The sequence below is a fragment of the Bacillus sp. 7894-2 genome (assembly GCF_002272225.1).
Classification (GTDB): domain Bacteria; phylum Bacillota; class Bacilli; order Bacillales; family Cytobacillaceae; genus Cytobacillus.
The window spans coordinates 35481-57392 of record NZ_NPDG01000102.1 but is presented as its reverse complement, the minus strand read 5'-3'; the positions used below and the strand labels follow the sequence as shown (position 1 = coordinate 57392).

Below are 21912 nucleotides of genomic sequence, written 5' to 3'. Positions count from 1 at the left end.
AAAGTAATATAGAGGGAAGAATATGGATTATATAGCTGCTTTGCAAGAAGCATTAATTCAAAAGGGATATGGTAACAAGTATCAAAAACTATGTGTAGATTATGCAAGTAACTTGTTAAATAATAGATTACCAGTTATTTTTGATAAAAAACACCTAGCATTGCTAATGGGTGTAAATTATCAAACATTAACCTATTATCTTATTAACACTGATAATTTTTACAAGGAACATAAGATAATTAAGTCAAATGGGGGCTATCGAACAATTTCAGCACCAAGTTTTAATTTAAAAGCTATCCAAAGGTGGGTTTTAGATAATATATTGTACAAATACCAGGTTAGTGATAACGCTAATGGTTTTGTTAAAGGAAAAAGTATTAAGAATAATGCTGAATCACATATTGGAAAAGAAATTATATTAAACATTGATATAAAAAATTTTTTTCCCAGTATTACATTTCAACAAGTATTTTACCTTTTTTATAATAGTGGCTATACCAAAGAAATGTCATTTACTTTCGCTAAATTACTTACATTCAAAGGAAGACTTCCACAGGGTTCTCCTGCAAGTCCGTATCTAGCTAATATTCTCTGTAAAAAATTAGATAGTCGACTGAATGGATTTGCAATCAAAATAGGTGCTAGTTATTCAAGGTATGCAGATGATATTACCTTTTCCGGAGATGCAGATATCTATAGGCACATAAGCTTTATTAGAAATATTATAGAAAGCGAAAATTTTAAAATTAATGAAAAGAAACTAAGAGTGCAAAAATCGAATAGTAAACAAGAAGTTACTGGTTTAATCATTAGTAATGGTGAAGTAAAGGTTAAACGAAATTATAAAAAGAAATTAGAACAGCATATCTATTATTGTAAAAAATTTGGGGTATTTAATCATTTAAAATACACAGGGGCTAGTGACAAATCATATTTTAAAGAATATCTATATGGTATGGCTTCATATGTTAGTATGATTGAGCCTGACACAGGAAAATCTTATCTTAATAGTCTAAATGAGATTATATGGGATTATTAAACAACTTTTATAAAAAAAATAAGTTGCTTAACAATATCAAAGCTAATATTGAATTAGAGGATTTTCTTTAATTTGTACATGTTTAAAGCACGTTGAATCTATACGATGTAAAGAAATAATTCTTTCATACATTGGTTAAGTATATGTCCATTAACAAAGTCATTCATTTAAATGAATGGCTTTTTATTTTGGTAAAAGCATAAAATTTATAAAATTCTTGAATGGACCAAAAACGAATCATATAAACAATGTCGTTAGTAAAGGAATAAATATTCAAACAGAGCATCTCAGGGAAAAATAAAACTGAGTAGTAGGCTTCTGAATGAAAAAATTGGCAGTAGAATATTTATTATTGAGGCAGAAGTACATTATTAGATTAAGAGGACTAAAGTTTGCTAGTTTTTTCGGGTTTCTAATGAGTTAAATTTGTCAGTTTGAAACTGGTATGGAAATTGATTACAAAGAAGGTTGATTTATCAGGTTATTTTTCGGTAAGCATTAATTTGGCTCTTTTAAAAAAATTGCATAAAAGCAAAGAAAGTTTCTTTTGAATTGCTAGGGATGCTGAGGTACAAAACTCAAAAGTCTAAAGCTTAATGGCTGAATCTTTAGCAATAGAGAAAACCTACAGGCCTAATGAGGTTACAAAATAAAATATTATCTTAAAAATAATAATTATGAATGAATGCATTGTAGTAAGGAGAGAATCCTTGAGATCGCATTAAGGGCCTCTATAGGGTTACTGTAGGATATAATTATCTCTCCTTATGAAAAAAGAAATTACTGTTTCAATTCAGACAGGATTTATATTGCTTCTCTCTACATTTAGGATATGAAATTTGTAATCTTTATCAGTTAAATCTGTGAAAATAAGTAAATCCTTAACTCAACCTATTTATATATTAAATTTTTGTTATAATTGTAACAAACCAGTAATGAAACGGAGTTATTCGAATGGAAACAGTACTAACGAGACCTTCTGCTGCGCCCGTTATTCAGGCGCTACGTTCGATTGGGTATAATGCAAGTACAGCGATTGCTGATTTAGTTGATAATAGCCTGGATGCCAGGGCAGTTAAAATACATATTAATTTCGCCTATGGCGAAAGTGATGGAATGATTACAATTTCTGATAATGGCTCGGGCATGGATGAAGAGATGCTCCAGACTGCCATGAATATTGGGTCCAAGGATCCGAGAGCAAAAAGGGGAGCAAATGAACTCGGACGTTTTGGGATGGGTTTAAAAACTGCATCCTTTTCGCTGGGGAAACGGTTAAGCGTTCTTTCCAAAAAAGATGGGGTTTATAACGAAAGATGCTGGGACCTGGATCATGTTTCTGAATGCAATGAATGGCAGCTATATACCAAAATTCCTGCAGAAGTCAGGTCTAAAATGGGTGAAATTGAATCCGAAAGCGGAACAATTGTCTGCATTGATAAGCTTGACCGCTTTATGGGGTTTGGAGGAAAGCGTAAGCTGAAAGAAACCAGCTTCTATAATAAAGTGGCCCGGATTAATAGGCATCTCGAATTCGTATTCCATTCAATCCTTGAAAAGAGCGAAGTGCAGATGTTCATTAACGGAAAGGAAATTGTGCCATGGGATCCTTTTATGCATTATCACCCAAATACCATGGAAGGTGAAATGCAGATACTTAGGATCAATGAGAACCGAATTAAAGTACAGTATTTTATATTGCCGCATGCTTCTCATTTAACAGAGCCGGAATATAAAATGGCTGGCGGTTATAAAGGCTGGCGTGATCACCAGGGGTTATATATTTACCGGGAGAATCGTCTTCTTTATTTTGGTGATTGGATGGGGCTGTTTCCGAAAGATGCAGCTTCACAGCTTGCCAGGGTGCGTATAGATCTTCCAAATGCTGCAGATTCTGACTGGCAGGTGGATATCAAAAAGTCAGGCATTAACCTGCCGGAAGATGCAAAAAGAAGATTAGAGGCCATTTCGGCTATTGCGCGCAAAGTCTCTAGAGATATATTCTATTTTCGCACCCAGCCAGGTCCGAGGAATCCTTCCATAAAAGGCAGCCTGAATACATGGGAACAGTCCGGGAGCGAGGATGGCCCTCAATTTATTTTAAACAGAAATCATCCAATTTTATCTGAACTTCTAAAAAACCTGGATGATGAAAATGCAAAGCTATTAAACTTGTATCTTAAATTTGTTCAGCTTGGTTCCCCAAGCAATATTATAGATTCTCCAAAGGTCCCGGAAGAAGAAGTACAGGATGTGCCAGACAGCCAAAAAGAGCTGGTTATTCAATTTGCTTCTTCCATGTTGAAGCTGAATGTAGCTGAAAATGAAGAGCAGCTGTTTAACATTCTCTTAACTCAGCCGGCCTTTGACGGCCTGAACCGGACAACCATAAAAGCAATCACAACGGAGGCGAATTTGATTGTCAGCAATTGATAATAAGAGTGTTTTTGAACAGGCTTTTACGAATAATTATTATATGTTAAAAGCGATGTCTGAAAACCAAGAGGAAGCTGCAGAAAAAGCACTTGAATTAGCAAGAGTATTGGCATCTGGGTTTGGTCCAATTGATGATGCACAATTCCAAAAATGGTCTCTTGAAATGTTCATGAAATACAAGATTGGCTTGGAGGTTCCCAAGGATTATGTCATGAGGAACTCCAAAGAAAAAAGCTGGTTTGAGCCTAAAATGGCAGCAAGCGGATTTTTCTGGACCAGGTACCGCAGATATCTGTCCGAAGCAAAAAATTGGCCGCTTGAGGCAGTCACCGCCATTGATGAAACAACCAATCAGATTATGGCATCGATTGGAAATCCAAAGTCCATGGAGCCATTCGATAAGCGCGGCCTTGTATTGGGTTATGTCCAGTCAGGTAAAACAGCCAACTTTACTGGCTTGATCAATAAAGCTTATGATGTCGGCTATAAGCTGATCATTGTACTGTCAGGTATTCATAATGACTTAAGAGCTCAGACACAGATACGTTTGAATGAAGAGGTAATTGGAAACCGGACAGATAAGGATGGCAATCCAATTGGAGTTGCCCAAATTTATGCGAATACCGCTGAGCATATCATTTCATCATGGACAACAGAAGTAAATGATATCAAGTCCAGCCAAAGAGGAACCAGCAACCTGAACTCGCCAACCCTGATGGTTGTAAAGAAAAACAAAACGGTTCTGGAGTCACTCAGAGATCAATTAATCAATCACCGTGATTTATATAATCTGGATATCCCTGTCTTAATTGTTGATGACGAGGCAGACCAGGCATCCGTTGACACTTCCAATCCAGATAAAAATGAAGATCCGAAAACGATTAACCGTCTAATCCGGCAGATACTTGAAGTGTTTAATCGAAAAGCATTTGTTGGCTACACGGCAACACCGTTTGCCAATCTTCTGATCAGCAAAGAAGGAAGGACAGATGAGGAAGGGGATGACTTGTATCCGAAGGATTTCCTCGTCGGCCTGCCAAAGCCTAAGGAATATTGCGGTCCTGAAGAATATTTCAATGTGGAAGAAGATGCAGAAGACACTCGCCCTAGTCTGATCCGCCATCTGCGGCAAGAAGATCTTGAAGTATTTACGACGATTAAAAAGAAATCCGATGCAGATAAATTTGAGGAAGTGCCTCCGCAAATGCGTGAAGCCATCCTTGAATTCCTTCTGGTGATTGCGATCCGCAATTTGAGAGGGCAAAGAAAGAAGCATAATTCCATGCTTATTCATACATCACGCTTCAAAGACGTTCAATCAAGCGTTAAAGAGGAAGTGTCGCGTACCTTTGATGCCATCTCAAAACAGCTTCAGTATAATCCTGAATGCAGTGTGATTGCAGAGCTGCAGGAGCTTTATGAAAATGATATTCTTCCTACTAGCAGGGAATGGCCAAATGAAAACCACTCAGAATTCAGCTGGGATGAAGTATATGAAGAACTGAGAAAATGCTGTGAGACGATTCAGGTTTTCGAAATTAACGGTAATAGTCGGGATGCACTTGATTACCACCAATATAAAGAAGATGGGCTGAATGTTATCGCCGTCGGCGGAGACAAACTATCCCGCGGTCTAACACTGGAAGGCTTAAGCATCACCTATTACTTCCGCAACACGCTTATGTATGACACGCTCATGCAGATGGGGCGCTGGTTTGGTTACAGGAAGGGATATATGGATCTTTGCCGCATCTATACATCAGATGAGATTGCTTCGAATTTTGAACATCTGGCCATTGCCATGATTCAGCTGCGCCAGGAATTCGACAGGCTTGCTGCCTTGAAAAAAACTCCTTCTGAATATGCTGTGAAGATGCTGAGCCATCCAACAATGATGCTTACCAGTCCGCTGAAAATGAGAAATGCAGTATCGACTAATGTCATTTATGCAGGCACTCTTCAGCAGACCAGACTATTTGATCCAAGTGAAGAAATTCTAAAAGGGAATATGGAAGCTGCTGTAAAGCTGGCAAACAAGCTTACCCTAGAAAAGACTGCCTACAGAAAGACAAACTTTTATACGTCTTCTGATGTGAAATCAGACATAATTAAAGAATTTCTTTCAGAATATCAGACTGCCGACAGCAATATTGTCAATTCAGCTTTAATTGCTGATTATATTGATCGCGCTAATCATGAGGGTGAGCTGACGGATTGGACAGTTGCTATAGTAGAAGGGAATCCTTCAGCATCATCTGGTTTATCAGATTATCCTGTTGAATTAGGAAAGATCCATTTGAAATCTGCAGCCCCTCTTGGTAAGAAAGTGAAAGCACCTGAAAGCAAGCATCAAATCAGGGATATTGGGGCCATTGTGTCTCCAAACCATGAGTACATGGACCTTGACTATGAAGAAATAAAAGGAATCAAAGACCGTACAGAAAAACGCAGAATGCGTGACAAAGAAAAAGGTTTAATTCTGATTTATCCGCTGCACCCAGAAGTTGATATTTTTAGCAGTCTGGATGTTGAATTCTCGTCAAAATTAGTGCCAATTGGAATCGCTTTTTCTTTTCCGGGTACCGAAATTGATGATACAAGTGTCTACCAGACGAATAAAACAGTCTGAATAACTTTATTTAAGGAGAGTAGCTGTGTTGAACCTAAAAATAGAGTTTGAACAAATGATCCAAGAGCTTAAAAACCAGGACGATAGTGAGGTATATAAGCTGAATGTCCTGACATACGAGAGCCCTGTTATGTTTGCAGGAATCGATCCTGCGAATCATCACCGTCAGCTTTACATTGATCTTGGAACGGAAGCATGGGACGACAGCCAGGAAAGAGCCCTTCCAAAATGGCGGGGCATGTCTGTCAAAGTGGAATACTTTGAAAAGCTCTTTCTCTTAAAAGAGCATTATTTTCTTGTAATACGTCAAGAGGATGAACAAAGCCCTGAAATTTTTGATGTGGTCCTCCAGAATCTCGCTGAACATTTAATTGCAGAAAAGGAAGATTCGCTATTTTCTACTGTATATAAGGTACTTGACAGATGGAGGACATTCTTTCAGCGAGGCGGATTTAAACGGCTTTCTGATGAACAGCAGCGTGGGCTATTTGGGGAATTATGGTTTATCAATGAATGGCTGGACAAGCACCCAGGCCAGCCCCCTCTCATTATTGAGCAATGGGAAGGGCCGACCAAGGGGCGGATTGACTTCAAAGGTTCCAGGTGCGGGCTTGAAATCAAAACAGTGATTGATAAATTATCAAAAACCATTAAAATATCAAATGAGAACCAGCTTAAGTTAAGTGAAGCCGTTTCTTCAATTTATCTATATGTCTGCTTTCTTGAACAAAGCCGGACACATGGCATGAGTCTTCAAGAGCTGGCCGGACAGGTCCGTGCCAAGCTTGCAAAGCGATCTGAACGAATTGCACTTATATACAGCGATTTAATGACTGATCTCGGCTTTAGGGAAGAAGAATATGGGGATACATTGTTTTTTGTGGAAAAAACAGAGGTTTATGAAGCAGAGGAAGATTTTCCTCGGCTGTTAAAAGAGCATTTGCCAAAGGGAATTTCCCATGTTAGCTATAATATTGATCTGACTCATTGTACGGAATATGAGAAAGATCCGGAAACCATATATCAAATGTTTAGAGTGGAAGGGTAAAAGATGATAGAAACTAGACAAAGAAAAGAATTTCTCCTCGATTTCATGGAGGAACTGGAAGAAAAAGCAATAAAAACGGGCAGCTATCAGGTTCCATTCTTGGAGAAAATGATTTCCTTTATGGACAGGCCTGACGATCCGGAAATCCTTATTCCTCCTTATAAAGATACGGCAAAAAATATTGCCGTGAATGCCTATTCTTATGATGATGAGAACCAAGTTTTAGACCTGTATGTGGCCGATTACAATTTTGAGCAGAACGAAGAAGATCTGCTTACTATCAATATGACTGCTGTCACGGAAATTGCCAATCGGGTAAAGCGCTTTGTCACAAATGCAAAGTCTCTTCTTCAGACCATTGATCATTCATTAGAAGCTTATGATCTTGCAAAAGTCATTGATGAAGAGATGGAGAATATTAATGAGATTAATATCTTTGTTGTGACAAACCTGTACTATTCTTCAAATAAGCCGGTAGAGATGACGATTCCAGGCATCGAAACGGTGAATGTCCAGGTTTGGGATATTGACCGGGTGCAGCAGCTGATCACTTCCGAGCAGGCGGTCGAGACCGACTACATTGATTTTGAGAGAGACTACGGTGAAACATTCGAGATGATGTTTGTCCCGGATCCATCTAGCGGAGTAAAGGAATTCGACTGCTATGTTGGCTATATTTCAGCTGAATTGCTTGCTAAAGCCTATGATGAATGGGGTCAAAAGCTGGTCGAGCGAAATGTGCGTTCTTTCCTTCAGGCAAGGGGCGGAACTAACAAAGGAATTCGCGATACGCTAAAAGATCCATTCCAGCGCAGAATGTTTGTGGCTTATAATAACGGCATTTCAACCGTGGCGCGCACAGGTGATTTTGAGCTTGTGGAAGATGGAGTGAATCAATATAAAATCAAAGGTCTCAGCGGCTGGCAAATTGTCAATGGCGGCCAGACAACGGCTTCCATCCACAAAGCTTATAAGGATGGAATTAGTTTAAAGGATGTTTACGTCCAGGCAAAACTGACAATCCTTCAGGTTAATGAATTTGTTTCTAAAGATCAGCACCTTCTCGAAGATGAAATGATCTCCCGAATTTCACAATATGCCAATACCCAAAATAAGATTAATAAATCTGATCTATTAGCCAATACACGCTTTATGTCCGATCTGGAGAAATTCTCGCGCAATATCTGGATTCCGGCAAAAGACGGAAGAAGGCCAGAAAGCAAATGGTACTTCGAACGTGCCAGAGGCCAATATATGGTGGACATCAACCGCCGCAAGCGAGGAAAAGAGCAGACAGATTTCAAAAAGCAGTACCCGAAAGAAAAGGTCCTTACAAAAGTCGATCTGGCAAAATACTTCATGTCTTGGGAAGGTTATCCTCACGTTTCCAGTAAGGGCGGAGAGGAAGCATTTAAGAAGTTCATGGATCTGAACAAGACTTTCTGGAGCGGCAGCACACAGGATAAGATTACTCTATCCGTCTATCAGAAATTAATTGCGAGAGCCATCATTAATCAGCGCGTCAAAGAAATCGTTGATGAAATGAAGCTGAGAGGCTACAAGGCAAACGTCATTTACTATACAGTGGCAATGCTTCACCACCTCTACAGCGAGCAAATTGATTTGGTTGGTGTATGGGAAGAACAGGCACTTTCAGATAAATGGGATGATATCGTACGTACGATTGCAGATAAGACTTTGTTCTATCTGAAAGAATCTGCTGGTGAGCGGAACGTTACGCAATGGGCGAAACAGGAAGCTTGCTGGATACAGTTTAAAGAAACCTGCTCCCAGGAACTGAAAAACTTAATTTAACAGAAAAACACCCTAATCTTCTGATAAAGATTCAGGGTGTTTTTCCTTTAAAACTGCATAGGTTTTAATAAAAATCGCGATGGAGTCAACTGCAGCATCAAAGTCCTGCTTGAACTCATGCTCCCAGATGCGCAACACTTTCCAGCCGTTATCCTGATAATACTGATTCACTTCCTGATCTCTGCTGACATTGCGAGCCAGCTTTTTTGTCCAATACTCCTGATTGGATTTTGGCATATTTCCGTGAATCGGGCAGCAATGCCAGAAACAAGAGTCTATAAAGATAACGATTTTATATTTCTTTATGGAGATGTCCGGTTTGCCGAACATTTTTGCATTTTTACGAAACCGAAAGCCTTGCCTCCAGAGAGCCTTTGTAATGTCATTTTCCAGCATTGACTGGGACTTGATAGCTCTCATGTTATGGGATCGCTGTTCTTTTGTTATTTTTTCAGGCATGGAATCACGTCCGATTTAGGGTTTATATTGGAATCTTACCCAGAAGAGCCGGACATTACACTTTTGACATTATTCATAAAAAAAATTATTATGTTATATTTGATAAAAGCGAATAAACTTTGACTATAATCTAGACTGGAGTGGCTTTACTAGAATAAGAAATCGTTTTTTAATGGGTGAATGCTTCTCTTAAGAAATCATATTTCTCCTTGATATTCTTGAATGTATCAACATCTTTTATATATTTCGGATCAAGCTCATAACATCCTCGATGTTTTAAAGTATTAAACTCATCCAATACTAACATGTCATCATCTTTTAATGGAATGTGACATGACCCACAACGGATTTTCATTCTGCCAACCTTCTTTACAAATTATTGGTTTTTACCATATTTTACCATGTAAATAACTATAAATGTTTGTATATTGAAGCTGTGGAGGGGAATACCCAAACAGAAGTGCTACTAACGGTATTAGATAATACTGGAACCGAATATGGAATTGATTTATTATGATAGATCTAAAGGAAAAGAATCACGGTGCGGCCAGAACACCACCATGATTCTTTATAGACGCCAGGAACATAGGGGTATGCTAGCAAAAAACGAAATGTAGATGCGCGACAAGAAAAGGATAAATAGAATAGAAAAAATAAAAATAAAAAAATTATCAATAACTAAACGTTGATTTTTTGTAGTAAAACAAGCGATTAACTGAAAACTAGTTCTAAGAGGAATGTATTTTGTTTTGGTATCTAGAATTAAATGTGAGTAAGGAAGGAATGTGTCAGCAACCCTGATTAGCTCGAATATTTATTAATAATTTTGCAAAAATTTTCCCAGTCAAGGTTTGTATTTCTTAACCATTTTATTGGAAGCCCATAATTAATTTCGCAATCTAGCGGTCCTCCAATATGTCTATTCCAATTTTCAGGGATATTTTTTATAACATTGTTTAGTAATTTTTGATATTCAGAATGCGATAAATTTCTGTTTCTCGATTTGCATTTTTCTAAGATAGATGGACTATATAGATGGTCTCCCTTTTTATATTCAATCCATCCTCGCTTTGTTTGCGGATCGACAATATCCCTATTTAACGCATACCCCAGTATTCTGACATTCCAACTGTGGTTCAAATATCCATAAGGGTTATTTTCAAAAGCCTTGCCTTCAGGTATGCTGTCCAGCAATCCAACAACATAGATTTTTGTATTAAAGTTTACTATTTTATGGCGTTCCACCAGGAGCCATTTAGATGATTTCCTTGTTCCTTTAATATCTGTTTTGAATGTGAATTTCTTAGATTCACCGTTGAAAAAAACAGTTGCTAAATCATTTCCATTGTCATGGATCAGCTGATCCTCCCATATATCGAAGTCCACCTTAAAGCTTATTCCACAATTTATCTCAAGGAATCTTTTGAAGCCTATTTCCACTGATTTCCCTATGACATGATCCGCAATATAATCATTTTTTTCTCGAATGAGCTGTTTTCTTCCAAATTGTTTTAGGCTGGCTGCTTTTTTCTGATATAATTGTTCAGCAAATGAAAAGCACTGTTTAACATCTTCTATAGGAACATTAATCAAATATTGCATGCTGTTCATTATGCTCTTAAAAACTGTAACAAAATAGAATTTTCCCCTGTAAACTCTACCCTTACGATATCCCCTTCTCTTGCATTATGCCGGTCTTTCAACCAATAGCCTAGAGCACGTAAATCACCTTCTTTGTGAAAGTTTTTCCCGTATTCTAGAAGTTTTCCTTGAGATCCAGTTGCTTTGAGCGGTCCGTGGAAAAACCCATCAGCTGAAGTACAATGGAACAATTCTCCTGGTCTGATAGTATATCTCCTGGCGTTATCCATGCTAATCGGAATATAGACTTCATACTCATTTCTTCGATAAACTGATCTAGAGGCGCCTTCAGTTCCCCAATTTAAATGTGCTCTCTTTAATTCAACGTCAAAATATTGTCCAGAACGCGGCATACAATTTCCCCCTCATATTACATATTTTCCTAAATTATAAAACATCGTTAAAATAAAAATGTCATCTTATAAGGTGATATTTTTGTTTTGTTTTGAATTTATACTAGAATTTATAGGGAAATAATGGAGAAAGGAAGATTTACATCAAAACGAACGTGTTGAAAGGCTTATTTAAGAGAGCCTTGTTATATAGGCTTCTAACAAATTTAGATGTATTAATCTCAAAAGCAAAGCTATCTCATAAGGAAGTAAGCTCTAGAACAGGAAGGAAAGGTAATTGGATTAATGATGCTTACAATCAAAGTGAAGATATTCAAATCTCTTCATTAGCAAAAATTTTCTCTGTTATAAATACAGAGATAGACCTTAATGGGTATTCTTTGTCAGCGGTCTTTGATGATAAGGTATTAGACATCGCACGAGTAATTTCAAACCTATCTGATGAAGAAGAAAACTCAGCTCAGATTGCACAGTTCGTTTCTTCAGAAGAGGAGCTTCTTATAGACCTATTAGGAGATTGGGGATCACTAGAATCAAAAAGAAAGCTTAATAAAGAAGAATTATCATATTTTCGAGAAATAAAAAAATTAATAAATCAGCAAGCCAGCAAGGAGGACTCACCAGATGCCTGAAAGAAAAGTATGGTTTATTACACGCCCGGAACGAGATCCGAAATTTCATGTAGAGGCGCTTCGAGCACTGCAAATAGCAACAAATGATTTCCAAATTGTTTGGTCGAGAAATAGAAGCGCCCATAAACTTTATGAAGAAGTATTGGCCTCGGAAGGACTTAAACGGGATAATATCAGTCATGATGGATCTGGAGGCAGGACATGGGCTGCTATGCTTCGTACTTTTGGATATGTTTACATTACTCCTTCCGGAAACCTATCTCTTACCAAAGTAGGTAAAGCGCTTCTTGAAGGAAATAAGATACGTGAAAATACATCGAAGCAAATACTAACCCTTCAAATTCCTAACGCTTACTTTTTGGAAAGCGGATTTAGACCCAAGTTTGAAAATGATTTTCAAATCCGTCCTGCAAGATTCTTAATCCGGCTCGTGAATCAGCGCCAGCTGGATTACTTCGTCACAAAAGAAGAAATTACTTTCTTTGCACTGACTGCAAAAAAGGATGATGAGCTGTGGAGTGTCACAGAAAAAATACTTAATTATCGTTCTGCTGGTGAAACAGAAAAGAAAAAAATGAAAGAAATAGTTGCCAGTATCTATGACCATAGAGAGCGATCTGATAATGGAGCCCGTGATTTTGCTTCAGCTCATGGTGACGTCGCACATACTTTTATGATGATGTGTGATTACACTGGGTTAGTTGACTACGTAAGAGGGGATGCCCTAAGGATTCCTTCTGAATTGCGCACCAGTACTGCTGAAAAACTAATTAATTTTGATACAAGGTATCCTTTCAATAAACGTTATCTAATTTCATTAGAACGCTTTGCAGAAAATGCTGGATTAGATGTAGATAGTTATAAGGCAAGTGCTTATGGAGGAATTTCTCCATCAACTAATCGAAGTAAAAGTATTAAAAAGGTTCATCGGCTATTATCAAATTATCCGGTGTTGCAGTCGCTTTCTGCAGAAGAGATTACAGTAATTCTTGAGCAGGAGTTTTCCAGGAGAGAGGCACGAAACTATGCTTATGAACTTCACAACTACCAATTTACATCCCTAAATGAGGATTTTGTCGAATCATATTTATTTGAAGAAAATGATTTAGTCTTTGAGGACAAGACAGCAGAAATTCTAAAAGCAATCGGCTTCAAAATTGACCTCAGGCCAAAACCAGTTGTAAGAAAGGTGCAAACAGAGATTGAAATAGTTTTACATGTAGACAATAATAGGATCTGTATAATAGATGCCAAAAACTATAAAAAGAAATTCCCATTGTCTGCCCACCTGGCTTCACATATGGCTTCAGAATATATTCCAAACTACAATGGTTATGAAGGGAAAAAAGTTACTTATTTCGGCTATATAACAGCTAGCGAATGGAGTGGGGAAGGTAATCTAAAGAAGATATCTGAAAAGGTTAATACTTCTCAGGCTTTGGAAGTTGCAGGTGGAATGTTTTCAGCTAAAGCTTTACTTGGATTCTTAGATTACTGTTTAGATAATGACATACCTGAACAAAAGCGAACAGAAATGTTTATGACTTTATTTACTAATAAGGGTTATAGGAGTATTTCAGAAATGATTTAAAGAAAAGTAGCCTTAGAGCTGCTTTTTTATGTTATTAGTGGTAGAATAATAGCATACCAGTATGCAAGAACATATATTCCTATTTAGTGATAAGGAGCGATAATAATGATATTTAAAAAAGGAGAGCTATTTAACGGCCCAGGAGGCTTAAGCTTAGGCGCAAAAAATGCTAAAGTCATTCATCCGTTAACAGGAGAAGAGTGGAAGATAGAGCACTTATGGTCAAATGATTATGATGGCAGTGCTTGTGAAACGTTCGCTCTAAATATATGCGGAGACATAAATGATCCATCTGTACATCATGGTCCGGTAGAAGAGCTGCCAATTGGAAATAAAGAGATACTTGGTGAAATTGATTGCTTTGCATTTGGATTTCCCTGCAATGATTACAGCCAAGTGGGAGAAAAACATGGACTTAATGGCACCTTTGGACCTCTCTATTCATACGGAGTAAAAGTCCTGAAAGAGTATCAGCCAAAGTTCTTTGTTGCAGAGAATGTTGGTGGCCTTCAAAGCGCTAATGAGGGACAAGCCTTTATTCAAATTCTCACAGAACTTGAAGAATGCGGCTATAAATTAACACCCCATCTTTATAAATTTGAAGAATATGGGGTGCCACAAGCAAGACACAGAATAATAATTGTTGGTATTCGCAATGATTTATCAAAAGAGGGAGTTGAGTTTAAAGTTCCTGCACCGACTACTCCTGACAAGTACAAAACCTCATTAGAGGCTATTACTTATCCTGCAATTCCAGAAGGAGCTCCTAATCATGAAATGCCTAAGCATACAAAAAAGGTAAAAGACATGCTGATGCAAATTCCTGCCGGAGAAAATGCATGGTACCCTGGCATAGATGAGCACCTGCGATTGAACGTAAAAGGGGCTCGACTCAGTTCAATTTATAAAAGACTTGATCCTAACAGACCAGCATACACGGTTACTGGAAGCGGCGGGGGCGGAACCCATATGTATCATTGGGAAGAACCTCGTGCTTTGACTAACAGAGAACGCGCCCGCCTTCAGACATTTCCTGATGATTTTATTTTTTGTGGAAGCAAAGAGAAAGTCCGAAAGCAAATTGGAATGGCCGTCCCTCCACAGGGAGCGCAGATAGTATTTGAAGCAATCCTAATGTCCTTTGCAGGAATGAGCTATAAGGCTGTTCGCCCAACACCCAAGCTTCAATTAGAGAATTTGAAGGGCAAAAAGAAGGTCGAAATAGATGATGTTGAAACAACAAAGGTTGAAGTGAATGCCTAGAACATTTCATCCCATCAGTCCCCTGAATAGGGGGCTTTTTTTTTGAATTCGACATTGGAATATAGGCAAAAATCAGAGTAACTATTAGGCGAGTTATTGGATGCCTTCATTGTCAAGACATATTGTTGTTCTTCTTTTAAAATAAGTTGCACAGTTTCTTTCAATCATCTATGAGGCAGGCTGCTTTTTAGTTGTAAAAGAATGGAGACATTCGAAATTTTAATTAACATTTATTGATCGTACATTGTTTTGTGTATGTCAATATAAAAGGATTATTTGTATTTTTTTGAATTATAATGTCCTTACAAAACACGTTTAAAGACTATAATAGGAAGGTTTTCAGTAGTTATGAATAATATTTCGGGAAATATTAATCGAGAGGATTGAATTTATGCCAATTAGTATGGAAAGTTTAGAAATAGGAAAGAAATATGATCGTGATGCTTTATCATTAGTATGGGGGTATAAAGGGAGACAAGCAATCAGTCGCGGGATTATCACTCCAGCAAATGATCATAAAATTATCCTTTTTGTAACTAAGATTAAGCAAAAATCAGATACTCAGTATAACGATTACTTCATAGAGGAAGGTCTACTTCATATGGAGGGGGAAATTAGTCATTTCAACGATCAAAGGTTAATTAATGCAGAGATAAATAACGAGTCAATTTTTCTTTTTTATCGCGATATCCATCACACTTATTTTACTTATTATGGAAGAGTATTTTTAGTAGATTTTAAATTAAATTCTGATAAACCGAGTATCTTTATTCTATCCACTTCTGTAAGTCTGTCTGTAAGCGCTAGTGCTCTCTCTACAGAGCAGAATAAAACGAGCCTAATAGAAAGAGAATTTATAGCAGACAAAGAAGGGGACAAAAAGGTTAAAATTCATGTCAGTTATGAACGGAGTCTTAAGAATCGGGCTAAAGCGATTGAAATACATGGAACAACCTGTAAAGCTTGCAATTTCAATTTTGATAAATTCTATGGAAAAGATTTAGCCAAGCATTTTATTGAAGTTCATCACGTTATTCCGCTCTCGGATATCAAAGAGGGAACAATTATAGATCCTTCAAAAGATTTAGTTCCTTTATGTTCAAACTGTCATAGTATGATACACCGCAGAAGAGATAGAGTAATGGAAGTGGAAGATCTACAACAAATAATAGAAGTTAATAAGAAAGGATAAGGGAAACAAAATTAGATCATATCTTCAAGATTACTTGGAATTTCATGGAGAAGAAATTTTAGGTCAGTTTATTAATTAGAACCTTGAGCTTAAAGTCTTTTTAAACTCCAATATTAATATTAAATTTTTGAATGGATTGTTAAAGGAAACTGAAAGACAGTAATTTATTGAGCTTATAAAGCTAATGTACACATGGAGTTTAAGATTTGAGTGGTGTTTGCAGTATAGACCTCTTTATGTAAAAAAAAGTAAAACCTTTGCCGTGAGAGTTGAAAATTATGGTATTATATTTTCAGAGAATATACTGATTTCACTCGAATCTTAGGGAGGTGCTATTTATTGAAATTATCATACTATCTCTTTAATGAAAATGTTATTAATTTCAATCAGCTAATATTACCTGAAAAAGTTAACGAACAGAATAACTACTTTGAGTTACAGCCTAGGAATACAGAATTAGGTTTTGAATTTAAAGTATTTATTCAAAGAAACAGAACAAAGGAACCAAAATGGATAACATTTTTAGAAAATGATCTAGAGATTCCTAACAGGGACGACATAAAGAATACTGTCAATTCATTTGTTATTCTAGTAAAGGTTAATAAGAATCAGACTGATTATTTTTTTGCTATAACGGGAGGCTTTGGATTTACAGCCATTGATAGGAACAATTTGGAGAACAATTTCGGATTAAAAGTTGCACTTAATTCTATTGATTCTACAGAATTAAAGGCATTTGACGTAAGAAATATTGATCTTAAAACAAAGCAAAAAAGAGTCCTAATAAATAAGGGTAGTGAACTAGGCGAATTTGATCTCAATTTTGAACAAGATCTTATTAACTTAGTATCAGGAAAATCAAGGGATGAGGGAATTGGAACATCTATAAAGGGATCTACTTCTTCACTTAGTTTAAACAGTGATGTAACCTTTGCCACACTAGGAGAAAAATGCAACCAATTATTGGATTTGTTTCTCAGTGATGATTACAAAGAAAACTTTGGCTTTATAGATAACGTTAAAATAGTCAAGGACGGGGATGTAACTTCGGATTTAAATAATAATCTATTTCAAGCCCTTAACAGGCGTGAAACTCATAATATCTCTTTAGCATATCCTGATATGATTGAATATGAAAAGTGTTCTAGTTATAAAATAAAAAAGGGTACGAAAACTGTGGAAACTGAAGAAGTTAACTTAATGGATCTCTATTCATTATTAGATAAAGAGGGTGTAGTGTTTGACTCAGCAGACCATATTAAAAAAATTAAAATTATTGGGTTTGATGAAGCAGAACATCCAGTAACTTCACCAGTCACTTTAAATCATTTTATTATTTTCCAAACTGAATTAAACGAGAATACTTACATTTTTTCATTAAACAATTGGTATAAGATTGATAATGATTACTTTTCTAGAATACAGGAAGAAATAATGAGGGTGCCACTTGTTGAGGATCCAACCTTTCTTACACCTATACTAATTGATGAATCAGAGGGAAGTTATAATGATAGACAGAATTCAGATTACTTTTTAAATATGGATAAACAGAATTTCCAAATTCGAAACTCAAGAAGTAAGATTGAGGTTTGCGATTTACTCTCCAAGGATAAGCATTTTGTTTGTGTAAAAAAAGAAACTCGTTCAGCTACATTAAGTCATCTTTTTGCACAGGGGTCAGTTTCAATGCAACTATTGAGAGAATCTAGTGAATATAGACAATCTCTAGTAAATAAGGCTTTAGAAAAATTCCCTAGAGTAAATTTTAACCAACAGAATTTTCCTTTCAATGAATGTACTTTAGTATATGCCATATCTACATCTAAAACCGATGATATTAGGAATGTACTACCTTTCTTTAGTAAAGTAAACTTGTTACATCATGTAAATTTAATAAGGAGATTAGGAATAAAGGTCGAAATATATAAGATACCAGTAAGTCATGAAGTGGTTGCAGTTGTAAATTAACTATTTGATCAATACGTTAAATTGGTCACCTTTTCGGTCACATTCTTAAGGTTAATTAGGGGATACTATAGGTAAAAGTACCTATAAAAATGTTGTTGTAACTCATAGTAATCTTAACCTTGGAGTTAACATAGTACATCAAAGGTTAATTAAAGGATTACCTTGACAGGGTAGAGGTCGCTGGTTCGAACCCAGTCGAAATCACTAATACAGGGACCTTGAGATGCTAGTCATTTCAAGGCCTTTTTTATATATGCTTTTTAATGAAAATAAACAATATTAGGTAAAACACTACTGTTTTTAGTCATAAAATATTCCTATTCTATTTTCAATTATTGCTACGTAGCCTTTATTATTTTTTTCAATGGATGTCCTCCTATACGTAAATAACTATTTGACTTTAGTTTCAAAATTGTAGTTAATTATTTTCTCCAAATAGTACAATTCTTCCATCTAACTGGTATATTAATACTATACTAAATAAGCTATCAATTAGTAAGGAGAGCATAGTGATACCATTAATTAGCTTTTTTAAAAAGAGAAAAGATGAAGAACAGCAAAATCCAAAAATAACATTAGATCAAATAGAAGAGAAAAAGACTGAAAAGGTTGCTACCCGTATAGGTGAGTTAGGAGAATACAAAATCGATATTCAATTACATCAGCTTCCGAAAGATTTTAAGCATCTGAGCGATTTGCTAGTTGAAAACCCAAAAGCAAAGACAGGTTATTCACAGCTTGATCATATAGTGATTACTCCGTTTGGTGTCTTTGTAATAGAAACTAAAAATTATCAAGGAACCATTTATGGAGGAAAAGATAGAAAAACATGGTCCGTAAATGGCAAGTTTAAAATGATGAATCCATTTATTCAAAATTATGGACATATACAAGCATTAAAAAACTTCCTTGATCAAAAATACCATCATCTATTTATTTCAATGGTTTCCTTTACGAAACGCTGCACGTTTAAAATTGATGACCTCGAACTTAGAAAAATTGCTTCTAATGACTTAATTGTATATGACGTGGAATTATTCGATTACATACATAGGAAAGTATCGGTTCTAAAACTGCAGCATAAAGAGCCTTTGCTTAATGATAGTGAGGTTTTAATGATTTATGACGCAATTTATGCAGCAAATATAATAGATCCATCTATTAGAGAGAAGCATGTGCAAACGCTAAAAGAAAGTAAGTCAAATAAAAAAGAGACAGTTACGAAGGAGAATCAGTCGGAAAAATGTTGCGTATGTAACAAAACTGTTTCGGACAAAGTGAAAGCATTTTGTTTGTCGAATAAAAGGTTTAATGGGAAGATCTATTGTTTTGGGCATCAAAAAGATTTATACAAATAATTACTTAAAGGGAGTCGAAAATGCCTATCTACAATAAACTTGTACGAGACCGTATCCCAGAGGTTATTGCTCGAAACGGAAAAAAGTGTTCAACAAGAATATTAGATAATGAAAAATACATAGAGGAATTAAAGTAAAAGAGCTTCGAAGAGCTAGAGGAATACGTTAAAGCACAAACTGATGAAGAAGCAATCGAGGAACTGGCAGATATACTGGAAATCCTTCATGCATTGGCCAAAGTTCATGGTTCTACAATCCGGGATGTGGATGAAATCCGTAAAAGTAAAGCGGAAAAAAGAGGTGGATTTCAAGATAAAGTATTCCTAATTGAGGTTGAAGATTAATCATAAAATTTTAATGGATTGGGGAAAGAGAAAGTATGAGTCATAAACTGCAAGTTGGTGAAATGGAAGCTTCATATTTAACCGACAAAGAAATATGGGGGCACTTTAATTATATCTTTTCATCAAAATCGAGAAACTCAACAACATATAAATTCGTTTTGATTAAGTCTTTAATCGAGAATCTCTACAATGCGAATGAAAAATTGGAGCTGCATTATGATTCTTTATTTAACAGTTTTTCAAAAATTTATTGGAATCTCGTCATTCATCATGATCTTAACCAAATTAATATGGTGGGCAAGAAAGCAGAGGTTCAGAGCATTTTGCTTAACGTGCAATCAAAGCATAAAATCCCGAACACCTTTGTTTTCGATAAGCTATCAAACGAATTGCAAATCTTTATCGTGAATAAGGTAAAAAAGAAATGCAAGGTCAATGTAATGGGAGCGATATATGGAGATACCTCCGGAACTATTTTTGATTTTGATAATGAACAAGAAGTCCTCCGCTTTAATCCTGCTTTCTTTTCTTTTATGCAGCGCTATCAGCGCGTGTTGAAGTATATGTCCAACTATCAATTGGCTATTTTTCTAGAAAAGTTCAATGAACAAGGAGATACTTCTCGGCTTTTACTTAAGGTTGAAAATGTCTCCAAACGTTCATCATTAGATCCTTTTTATCAAGTGCTTGCTTCTTTCTATGGTGGGAAATGCTTTTATTGCGGTAAAACTATCAAGAAGAAGGAACAAGCCCATGTAGATCATTTTATCCCCTGGAGCTTTGTTCAAGCGGATCAGCTATGGAATTTAGTGATTGCCTGTACAGCCTGCAATCTCGCAAAAAATGATAAGCTGGCAACCAATATATTTTTAGAAACTCTGATTGATCGGAATGGAACCTTCCTTATTATGCCGGAGCTTAATGGAAGAGAAGACATGAAAGTATACACAAACAAAAAACTGATGGATTTATATGAACATACGATTGATAACGGATATACGGATATATGGGTACCGAAGAAGAATCATGCAGATGGTTAAGTGTATAAATATGATTAGTATCATCTCTTATGCACTCTTTTCACAAATAGAACCAAAAGTAGACAAATCGAGACACTGTCTCAATTTGTCTATTTTTTTATAAAGGGGAAAAGAAAGAATATAGTAACTTATAATACGCTAACCAGACATTCTCACCACAAGCTATAAATTCATATATAACAGAATATTTGAAAATTTTAATAAATAAGATTGACAAATAAATAAGGGCAAGTTTATTATAATTACATAAACAAACATCATAGAAACAGTTTCAATAATATAAAAAGAAAAGGAGTCTTTTGATGGCAGTTGAAAAAAAGCTCAGGATACAGTCTGTTGACCGAGTGCTTGATATATTAGAAGAAATAGCACAGGAGAAGAATGGTATTACTGTTAGCGAAATAGCAAAAAGATTAAACCTGCAAATAAGTACTACATATAACCTGTTAAATACCTTGAAAATGAGAGATTATGTTTATCAAGATATTGAAACAAAAAAATATTTTATAGGTGTTAAAATCATGAGTTTGAAAAATACCTATACAAACAATTTAGATATTCAGAAGGTTGCTGCCCCGTATCTCGATGAATTGCATAAGGAAATCGCAGAGACAATCCATTTAAGTATTAGAGTAGGCAGTCATGTAGTTCCTGTTCACCGATTAGAAGCGAAACATGCAATTCGTGTGGATAGTGAGTACGTTGGTAATAAAGGACCACTATATTGTACAGCCACAGGAAGGGCATTATTATTAAGTTTACCAGAAAGTGAGCTAGATTGTTTTCTTAACAGGATAGATATATTGCCTTTTACTGAACATACCATTACAGACATAGAAAAGATTAAAGAAGAACTGGCTAATAGTAAAGCCAGAGGCTATACTCGTGACTTTATGGAGTATCAGCAAGGGGTTTTTTGTATAGGTGCCCCTATTTATAACTACAACTCAGATGTAATTTCTTCCATAAGCGTTTCCGTTCCCTCCCTTAGATTTAGTCCTCATGAGCAAGAGCGTATCACAAACAATGTAATAAAGACTGCGCAGAAAATATCTCAACAATTAGGATATCAACAAGAATCTGTATAACAAAAAATATAAGAGT

Annotated in this window: 16 protein-coding genes and 1 pseudogene; 14 read left to right on the top strand and 3 right to left on the bottom strand. The window is 36.0% G+C overall.

Features of this window, described 5'->3' with window-relative positions; translation table 11 throughout:
* Window positions 1-22 precede the first annotated feature (22 nt).
* From CHI10_RS15685 to CHI10_RS15665, 5 genes are all read left to right on the top strand, one after another.
* Complete coding sequence (locus tag CHI10_RS15685; protein ID WP_095245162.1) at window positions 23-1039, top strand: retron St85 family RNA-directed DNA polymerase; 1017 nt, start codon at window positions 23-25, stop codon at window positions 1037-1039.
* Between the two features lie 954 nt (window positions 1040-1993).
* Window positions 1994-3472, top strand: coding sequence for an ATP-binding protein (locus CHI10_RS15680; RefSeq protein WP_095245161.1), 1479 nt, complete (start codon window positions 1994-1996; stop codon window positions 3470-3472).
* Entirely contained in the window at window positions 3459-6104 is a 2646-nt protein-coding gene (locus tag CHI10_RS15675) for a Z1 domain-containing protein (protein ID WP_095245160.1), read from the top strand. The genes CHI10_RS15680 and CHI10_RS15675 overlap by 14 nt, the downstream gene beginning before the upstream one ends.
* Before the next feature lie 25 nt (window positions 6105-6129).
* A complete protein-coding gene (locus CHI10_RS15670; protein WP_095245159.1) occupies window positions 6130-7152 on the top strand; it encodes a PD-(D/E)XK motif protein in 1023 nt (340 codons plus the stop codon).
* A 3-nt stretch (window positions 7153-7155) separates the two neighbouring features.
* Complete coding sequence (locus CHI10_RS15665) at window positions 7156-8967, top strand: AIPR family protein (RefSeq protein WP_095245158.1); 1812 nt, start codon at window positions 7156-7158, stop codon at window positions 8965-8967.
* A gap of 12 nt (window positions 8968-8979) precedes the next feature.
* Here the strand turns inward: CHI10_RS15665 and CHI10_RS15660 are convergent, their stop codons facing one another.
* From CHI10_RS15660 to CHI10_RS15645, 3 genes are all read right to left on the bottom strand, one after another.
* Window positions 8980-9426 (bottom strand): very short patch repair endonuclease, encoded by a 447-nt coding sequence (locus CHI10_RS15660; protein WP_019382271.1) that lies wholly within the window; start codon window positions 9424-9426, stop codon window positions 8980-8982.
* An 801-nt stretch (window positions 9427-10227) separates the two neighbouring features.
* Window positions 10228-11019 carry a hypothetical protein gene (locus CHI10_RS15650; protein ID WP_142301780.1) on the bottom strand — a complete coding sequence of 264 codons (792 nt, stop codon included), beginning with the start codon at window positions 11017-11019 and terminating at the stop codon, window positions 10228-10230.
* Between the two features lie 17 nt (window positions 11020-11036).
* Window positions 11037-11420 carry a hypothetical protein gene (locus CHI10_RS15645; RefSeq protein ID WP_019382268.1) on the bottom strand — a complete coding sequence of 128 codons (384 nt, stop codon included), beginning with the start codon at window positions 11418-11420 and terminating at the stop codon, window positions 11037-11039.
* Between the two features lie 158 nt (window positions 11421-11578).
* Here CHI10_RS15645 and CHI10_RS15640 point away from each other — a divergent pair, with 158 nt between their 5' ends.
* The 9 genes and pseudogenes from CHI10_RS15640 (at window position 11579) to CHI10_RS15600 (ending at window position 21896) form a co-directional block, all read left to right on the top strand.
* Window positions 11579-12052 (top strand): hypothetical protein, encoded by a 474-nt coding sequence (locus tag CHI10_RS15640; RefSeq protein ID WP_019382267.1) that lies wholly within the window; start codon window positions 11579-11581, stop codon window positions 12050-12052.
* On the top strand, window positions 12045-13643 hold the full coding sequence (locus CHI10_RS15635; RefSeq protein ID WP_019382266.1) for an AlwI family type II restriction endonuclease: 1599 nt from the start codon (window positions 12045-12047) through the stop codon (window positions 13641-13643). Before CHI10_RS15640 ends, CHI10_RS15635 begins: the two co-directional genes overlap by 8 nt.
* 105 nt (window positions 13644-13748) lie before the next feature.
* A complete protein-coding gene (locus CHI10_RS15630) occupies window positions 13749-14906 on the top strand; it encodes a DNA cytosine methyltransferase (RefSeq protein WP_095245156.1) in 1158 nt (385 codons plus the stop codon).
* Window positions 14907-15297: 391 nt separating this feature from the next.
* Window positions 15298-16098, top strand: a complete 801-nt coding sequence (locus CHI10_RS15625) for an HNH endonuclease (protein WP_095245155.1) — start codon at window positions 15298-15300, stop codon at window positions 16096-16098.
* A 339-nt stretch (window positions 16099-16437) separates the two neighbouring features.
* Window positions 16438-18066: a DUF6119 family protein gene (locus CHI10_RS15620; RefSeq protein WP_095245154.1), complete on the top strand. Its 1629-nt coding sequence runs from the start codon at window positions 16438-16440 to the stop codon at window positions 18064-18066.
* 509 nt (window positions 18067-18575) lie between these two features.
* Window positions 18576-19424, top strand: a complete 849-nt coding sequence (locus tag CHI10_RS15615) for a nuclease-related domain-containing protein (protein WP_095245153.1) — start codon at window positions 18576-18578, stop codon at window positions 19422-19424.
* A 20-nt stretch (window positions 19425-19444) separates the two neighbouring features.
* A pseudogene (locus tag CHI10_RS22740) lies at window positions 19445-19768 on the top strand (nucleoside triphosphate pyrophosphohydrolase).
* 35 nt (window positions 19769-19803) lie between these two features.
* Window positions 19804-20808, top strand: coding sequence for an HNH endonuclease (locus CHI10_RS15605; protein WP_095245152.1), 1005 nt, complete (start codon window positions 19804-19806; stop codon window positions 20806-20808).
* Window positions 20809-21110: 302 nt separating this feature from the next.
* A complete protein-coding gene (locus CHI10_RS15600; RefSeq protein ID WP_095245151.1) occupies window positions 21111-21896 on the top strand; it encodes an IclR family transcriptional regulator in 786 nt (261 codons plus the stop codon).
* Window positions 21897-21912 lie beyond the last annotated feature (16 nt).

Excerpts from the sequence above, each read along its gene's own strand:
- CHI10_RS15660 (WP_019382271.1), bottom strand. The coding sequence starts at position 9,426 with ATGCCTGAAAAAATAACAAAAGAACAGCGATCCCATAACATGAGAGCT.
- CHI10_RS15605 (WP_095245152.1), top strand. The coding sequence starts at position 19,804 with ATGAGTCATAAACTGCAAGTTGGTGAAATGGAAGCTTCATATTTAACC.
- CHI10_RS15625 (WP_095245155.1), top strand. The coding sequence starts at position 15,298 with ATGCCAATTAGTATGGAAAGTTTAGAAATAGGAAAGAAATATGATCGT.
- CHI10_RS15680 (WP_095245161.1), top strand. The coding sequence starts at position 1,994 with ATGGAAACAGTACTAACGAGACCTTCTGCTGCGCCCGTTATTCAGGCG.
- CHI10_RS15685 (WP_095245162.1), top strand. The coding sequence starts at position 23 with ATGGATTATATAGCTGCTTTGCAAGAAGCATTAATTCAAAAGGGATAT.
- CHI10_RS15600 (WP_095245151.1), top strand. The coding sequence starts at position 21,111 with ATGGCAGTTGAAAAAAAGCTCAGGATACAGTCTGTTGACCGAGTGCTT.
- CHI10_RS15630 (WP_095245156.1), top strand. The coding sequence starts at position 13,749 with ATGATATTTAAAAAAGGAGAGCTATTTAACGGCCCAGGAGGCTTAAGC.
- CHI10_RS15635 (WP_019382266.1), top strand. The coding sequence starts at position 12,045 with ATGCCTGAAAGAAAAGTATGGTTTATTACACGCCCGGAACGAGATCCG.
- CHI10_RS15665 (WP_095245158.1), top strand. The coding sequence starts at position 7,156 with ATGATAGAAACTAGACAAAGAAAAGAATTTCTCCTCGATTTCATGGAG.
- CHI10_RS15645 (WP_019382268.1), bottom strand. The coding sequence starts at position 11,420 with ATGCCGCGTTCTGGACAATATTTTGACGTTGAATTAAAGAGAGCACAT.